At 34.3% G+C, this 6,000-nt stretch carries 4 protein-coding genes and 1 pseudogene; 3 read left to right on the top strand and 2 right to left on the bottom strand.

Annotation, left to right across the window (positions count from 1 at the left end; translation table 11 throughout):
* Positions 1–555 precede the first annotated feature (555 nt).
* Positions 556–900 (top strand): annotated as a pseudogene (locus LKI_RS10685) (plasmid recombination protein); the annotation flags it as partial.
* A gap of 394 nt (positions 901–1,294) precedes the next feature.
* Here LKI_RS10685 and LKI_RS00445 read toward each other — a convergent pair.
* Complete coding sequence (locus LKI_RS00445) at positions 1,295–1,576, bottom strand: BRCT domain-containing protein (RefSeq protein WP_013102150.1); 282 nt, start codon at positions 1,574–1,576, stop codon at positions 1,295–1,297.
* A gap of 2,125 nt (positions 1,577–3,701) precedes the next feature.
* Here LKI_RS00445 and LKI_RS00440 point away from each other — a divergent pair.
* Both LKI_RS00440 and LKI_RS00435 read left to right on the top strand, forming a co-directional pair.
* Positions 3,702–4,541 (top strand): ParA family protein, encoded by an 840-nt coding sequence (locus tag LKI_RS00440; RefSeq protein WP_012304962.1) that lies wholly within the window; start codon positions 3,702–3,704, stop codon positions 4,539–4,541.
* A 1-nt stretch (position 4,542) separates the two neighbouring features.
* On the top strand, positions 4,543–4,902 hold the full coding sequence (locus LKI_RS00435; protein WP_013102149.1) for a hypothetical protein: 360 nt from the start codon (positions 4,543–4,545) through the stop codon (positions 4,900–4,902).
* A gap of 459 nt (positions 4,903–5,361) precedes the next feature.
* Here the strand turns inward: LKI_RS00435 and LKI_RS00430 are convergent, their stop codons facing one another.
* Entirely contained in the window at positions 5,362–5,811 is a 450-nt protein-coding gene (locus LKI_RS00430; protein WP_013102148.1) for a cupin domain-containing protein, read from the bottom strand.
* Positions 5,812–6,000: the final 189 nt, after the last annotated feature.

The raw sequence follows: 6,000 nt of genomic DNA, 5'->3' as shown, positions 1-6,000 counted from the left end.
GCAACAATATTCTGATATTTTCATGATCTGATTCCCCCTCAATCAATTATAGATAATTCAATTATTTTAGCGCAAATTTCTTTTGGATAACAAATAGTCGTAAAGAGGCATTCATTGGTGATAATCTATCCTTGTGGAATGTTAGCCAACCAGCAACTATCAAAGTAATTGTAAACAAGAATGATCATATACTCAAAAAAACCATCCATTTTTTGAATATATGATTCATCTTTTTTACTGTATTTTATGTGGTTAAGCTGACGCCAGCTTGCCCAACGCGGGTAGCGTTCTGCATGACATGCTCCCGCTGAAAGCGATCCTGCAATGATAAATTGCCCCGTCACGGCGTGACCCGCCGGAGGTTTTACAAGCCGGATAAGTGGCGCTGTAAAATAGCAGTTTCCCCAGTACGAAGGGGACAAGCTACTGTCATCGCTTGTCGATGACGCGCCTCGCAGAGCCTGTCCAAAATACTATTTTGGTATAACAGGCTATACCAGATTTTCAACGGTGTTATACTGGTCTTGGAAAACCTTTTTCGAGGAGGCATTTTTGATGGCGCATTTAAAGAAAAATACGCGTGGCGCAGTACCCGGTTTAGCGGTCCATTTTGAACGTAAAACCGACCATCACACTAACAAAGAAATTGATGTGTCGAAAACCTATCTGAATCAAGAGCTCATGGCGGATGGTTCTGATATGCTGTCACGCTTCAATGCGCGTTTAAATGACGTTTATTGCATGAAAAGAGACGATGTAAAGGCGTTAGCGACTTGGATTGTCACTTTACCTGAAGAACTCGCAGAAGCGCCCTACGAGCAACAGAGCGCCTTTTTTGAAGTAACCAGCAATTTTCTCAATGACCGTTATGGTCAAGAAAATGCCGTGGCAGCTGTCGTGCTCAGAAGTCAATAAATTGGACTATTTTTGTTCAGTTAATTAGGCGACATTTGAGATACGATTGGGATTATAAAAATTGATATACCAACCAATGGCTGCTTGGACTTCTGAGCAACCCAGACTGATGTCGACTATTTAGTGAAACCAAAACAATTTTAATCCAAATAACATAGTATTAGTATTTTCAGAAATAGCTTTTGAATCAAAGCCCTTTCAATCCCTTTAAAAGCCGCTTTAAGATATAATAACTTTGCATAGTCTATTGATACACAAAATCTTAAAAAGCGCCTCAAATCGTTAACCAGCAACCATTAATTACTAAAGTACGTAAAAAAAACAGCCTTTCTGTTCAAAAAAAGAACGAAAGGCTGTTTTTAATCCAAATCACACGTGACTAAAAAGAATTTTTCTGTTGTAAGCGCCAAATACACCACTTTAAAAATTCGCTTTCATTCAAAATTTCAACGCTGTGCGTCTCAGCATACTTAATTTTTTTGGTGGTTAATATTTCGAACATGGACTGCTCTATTTGACCAGCAATCACATACTTTATTTTTTGATTCATGTTAGTTTGAGGAAACGCCCCTAACATCGCTGCCAATTGTTGGGCTTGTAGTCGTGTCAAACTGTTAAGTTTACCAGTAAAGATAATCGGTTGTTGCGATAAATCTTTCATGCCAACACTTCCTCACTAAAAATGACTATAAACACTGATTCCTGATTATAAAAAAATGCAATTTAAAGTCTGAATAGATTATGCCAAGTCACGTGGAGAACAGACTGGTCAGTTTTAAAAGGTAGCCTAATCGTCCTGGTTTATTGTATCGAATATAGGTCAAGACGCTTCTTATGTCATCACAATATATAAATATTTACTAACTGGGAGACTAAAAAAGTATCTATATCTTAGCAAAAAAACGAGGTTAATAACAGATCCCGAACATTGCAACAATATACAACTAAAAATTCACAATATTAGTGTTGATAAAACAGTAATAAAGAAATTCATAGTCATAAAAAGTGGCTACTTATATTCATTACAATAGTTGACATATGCCGATTTAAATGATTGTTTTATTATATTGTCTCATTTTTGAAAACATATTATAGGACATGCTAGGTAATTTTGCACATTGATACAAAACTCCTGTAACCCTTAACCCCCATACGAACTTGGGGGTTTTACTAGTTGTCTTTCGGTTAATTTACCCCCCCTATTAGTAATTTGGGGGCTACGCGATTTTTCTCATCTTTAGCACCTTATCCTTATAATAAAGCACTTTGACCCATCACCGGTCCACGACCTATCGGTCTTAGTCCCTGGTCACAGCAGAGCTGTTCCCTGATGGGTCACGCGAAAAAAATAATTACCTTAAGTATACCATATTTTATTACCATGAATATATGATTAAAGATCACAATAGCTAAAAAGATCGAAATATATACAATCCGTCGTAATTAAAACAATTAGGAGCAGGACTTCTTCCTGCTATGATATATCTTAGGCGTTGTGATTAGACGCCCAGAAGGGAGGTGTTCCTTCGTGAAAGCTTCTATAATTGTACTGCAACAGCTACAAGCCACACTTTGGCAGATTTTGGCTGGCTTAGTGTTAATCTCGTTGCAGAATTATATTGAGGATCACAATCATTAATTTACAACCCCCCTCGTCTGGCAGTATGGGGGTTATTTTTTTAAATCAAAAAGCTTATCACTGGCAGGTGACAAGCTCTGGATTATCTGCCACTAGAAACGGAAACCGCGCAACTGCCAACACAACAGTTAAGCTCGCCCGTGGTTATTATTATTATTGTGGCTTTTTTTAATGTCTTTAAATCAAAACCAATAGAGAAAACTAAAAGAAGTTATTGACACAAGCAAGTCACAAATGCTTGATTGAGAGTGAGGGAAGTTTAGAGCCGAAGAAAGTTTTTCCCTTGTTTTGGGAAGAAAAAAACTTTAATCAAACAAACACTTGACCGATCGTTCAGTCGTCCGTCACCTTATCCATACAAGCTTTGGTTTTACCCACTTGCTTTAATCAATTACTTAGTCATTGAACCAATAAAAAAACGCCCTTATTGGCGCTGTATCACTATATTTATTCTCTTTGTCACGATACAGTTTAAAGACAAGCTCTGTGTCCTTGAACACCGTTTTACCTGCCGAGCCGTTAATGGTCGCTCTCACCCTACTACACGCCCAGTATGGATTGTTTGTGTAGCACCCAAATATTTTTGTACAGTAGTGTCTGGGAAAATGGCACTTGTCTATTTTTTCGTATACCTGATACAGCAATTTGGATCTACCGAGTTGCAAGAAACACAACTACCCCCTACCTGTCATATCAACCATACCCCTTAAAGTGTTTGGCTTCACTCTTTTTGAAATCACCCACATTTACAACACAAAGGTTATGTTGTATAATAGAGCTACATTGATCAAACAAATAAGATGTATGTAGCTATCAAGGACGGCAATCCTTGGTGGCTTTTCTTTTATTCTTTTTTATTAACACTATCAATATAATACACCCTAATCACCCTGTCAACAATATATTTGTTTAATAGTGATATTTAACTATTTAACTATTTCACTATTTATATATATAGATATTTATAAATAGTGAAATAGTTAAAACGGGATATTTAACTATTTATAAACACTATAAAACCAGTATGTACAGCCGGTTAAATAGTTAAAAAGTTATATTTATCTATTGATATATTTATATATAGTGATATAGTTATATTTATAAATAGTTATATAGTTATATATTATTTTTTTATAAAGGACTAATCATGGAATTAAAAACAAATAGAAAACAAGCAATCACGCTAACAGTTGGAAACTTCAAAGGTGGTGTAGGAAAAACTACTAATAGTATTCTAATAGCATATACATTAGCGCAAAAAGGAATTAAGACCTTAGTTATTGATCTTGATCCCCAAGCAAACGCCACAAAAACACTAACTTTAACAAAGTTAAACCAAGATGAAGACGGAATACTCACGTTTGAAAAAACACTTATGCGTGGTATTGCTGACAATAAAATTGATGATCTACCAATAAAAATTATTGATAATTTATTTTTAATGCCTTCAAATATTGATTTCGAAGAATTTGCCAAGTTTTTATACCAAAACACAGACAATCAAACAGACGAAGATTTTTATTTTTCAAAACTATTAGATCCAATAAAAGAAAGCTTTGATATTATTATTATTGATGTTCCACCAATGTCTAAAGAAATTACACGTAATGCTGTTACTAGTTCTGACTATGTTTTAATTTCACTACAAACACAAGAACATTCACTAACTGGTGCTGAAAATTATATCGAAGAGTTAAATAAACTAAATGAAAAATATGATCTAAATCTAACAGTTGTAGGTTTACTGCCAGTTCTTTTAAAAAATACTGGAACAGTTGATGAATATATTATTGAAAATGCCAAAGAAATTTTCGGTGAAAGCAATATTTTCTCAACAATTGTGCCACAAATGGAACGTATTAAACGCTTTGATATAAATGGAATTACAAATCATGATAGACATGACTTAAAAGTTCTACAAAAGTATAACGAAGTCACAGATGAGCTAATTACTAGACTAAATTTTTATGAAAAAGAGGTAAACTAAAATGAGTAATAGCGTACTAAAAGGAATGAGCCCAAGAGTACAAGGTAACATCCCAGCTAAAGAACAATTTTCTTTAAATGATAGTAGAGAAAAGAAAGTAGCACCAAAACCACAATCTACAATTAAAACAGATACTATTGAAACTAAAAACAAAAAATCTAATAAAGAAAAATTTGTCAATCAAAAGTCGCAGATTAAAATTTCTGAAAGTATTAAAACGGAATTAGCTGCACTCAAAGCTATTAACAAAACAAAGTTTGACTACGAAGTAATAGAATTATTGATTGACAGTTATGTTCAAAATTCACTAACATCAACACAAAAAAGAAAATTTAAAGCATTAACCAGTGACGATTTTTAAATTGGTATAGATTGTGAAAAAAGCTTAAACCTGACTTTGTGAACTGTCGGAAAAGGTCAGGGGGATCACAATACACAAGTGCTGATTTTAATATTAAATATCAAAAGTCTGGATCGAAACATTCATACTCGCAGCAATGGCAAACATACGACAAGGGACATATGGAAGAGTTATATTGAAAACATACCAAACATCAACTGAATTCCAAGCAGCTATCGGGTGGTATACTAATTTTTATAATCGCAACCTTACCTCAAAATTTCAAATGTTGCCTAAGCAACTGAACAAAAGTAGTTCAATTTATTGATTTCTGATCATAAAATATCGCCGACAATTCAATATTATCAAAACTAACATTCCTAAAATTTGTATCTTCTTTACTTTTTTCATCATTTCTCCTCATACACTGAAAAAAAAGCGCTTATGCGCTTTTGTCAAATAAATGTATGCTTTGTTAAATTACTCTTCAGAGCCTTCAAGCTCCCCTTCTTGAATGATAGCTTCTTCCTTGGTCGATTCTGTAACACCGTGTTCATGCTTAACTGGTGAATAGATAGAGTAGCACTTCATAACCTGATCACCAACATTGATAACATTGTGCCAAGTATTATCAGGAATAATAATGGCCTCACCAGGAGTAATATCCTTATCAATAGTCAATTTCTCTCTATCTTTTCCCATCTGAACATGTCCGACACCTTCAACTAAATAAATAAACTGGTCATTACCATGATGAATTTCCATTCCAATATCACCACCATTAGGTGGAATTGCCATTAAAGTAACTTGAAAATGATCTCCTGTCCACAAGGTTGTGCGATAATTAACATTTTTTATAGCCGCCTGATTAAGGTCAACAGCAAATGGATGTGGTCCGTAATCTTTCAACTTCATCTCATTGTTAGTCATTATTTAATTCCTCCTTTGCTCATTATAGCACAAATACATGATCTTATACTTAATTAGTGGGCGTCAAATAATGAGACCAAACCACTTATTTGATCAGTATAAGATCAATGAAAATAATCAACTGTGTATCACCACGGCATGTTTTGCAGTAATTTGTAATGTTCATTTAATTCTTGTAATTAACCGTAA

The sequence above is a fragment of the Leuconostoc kimchii IMSNU 11154 genome, assembly GCF_000092505.1.
Lineage (GTDB): Bacteria > Bacillota > Bacilli > Lactobacillales > Lactobacillaceae > Leuconostoc > Leuconostoc kimchii.
This window is presented reverse-complemented; position numbering and strand designations above follow the sequence as displayed.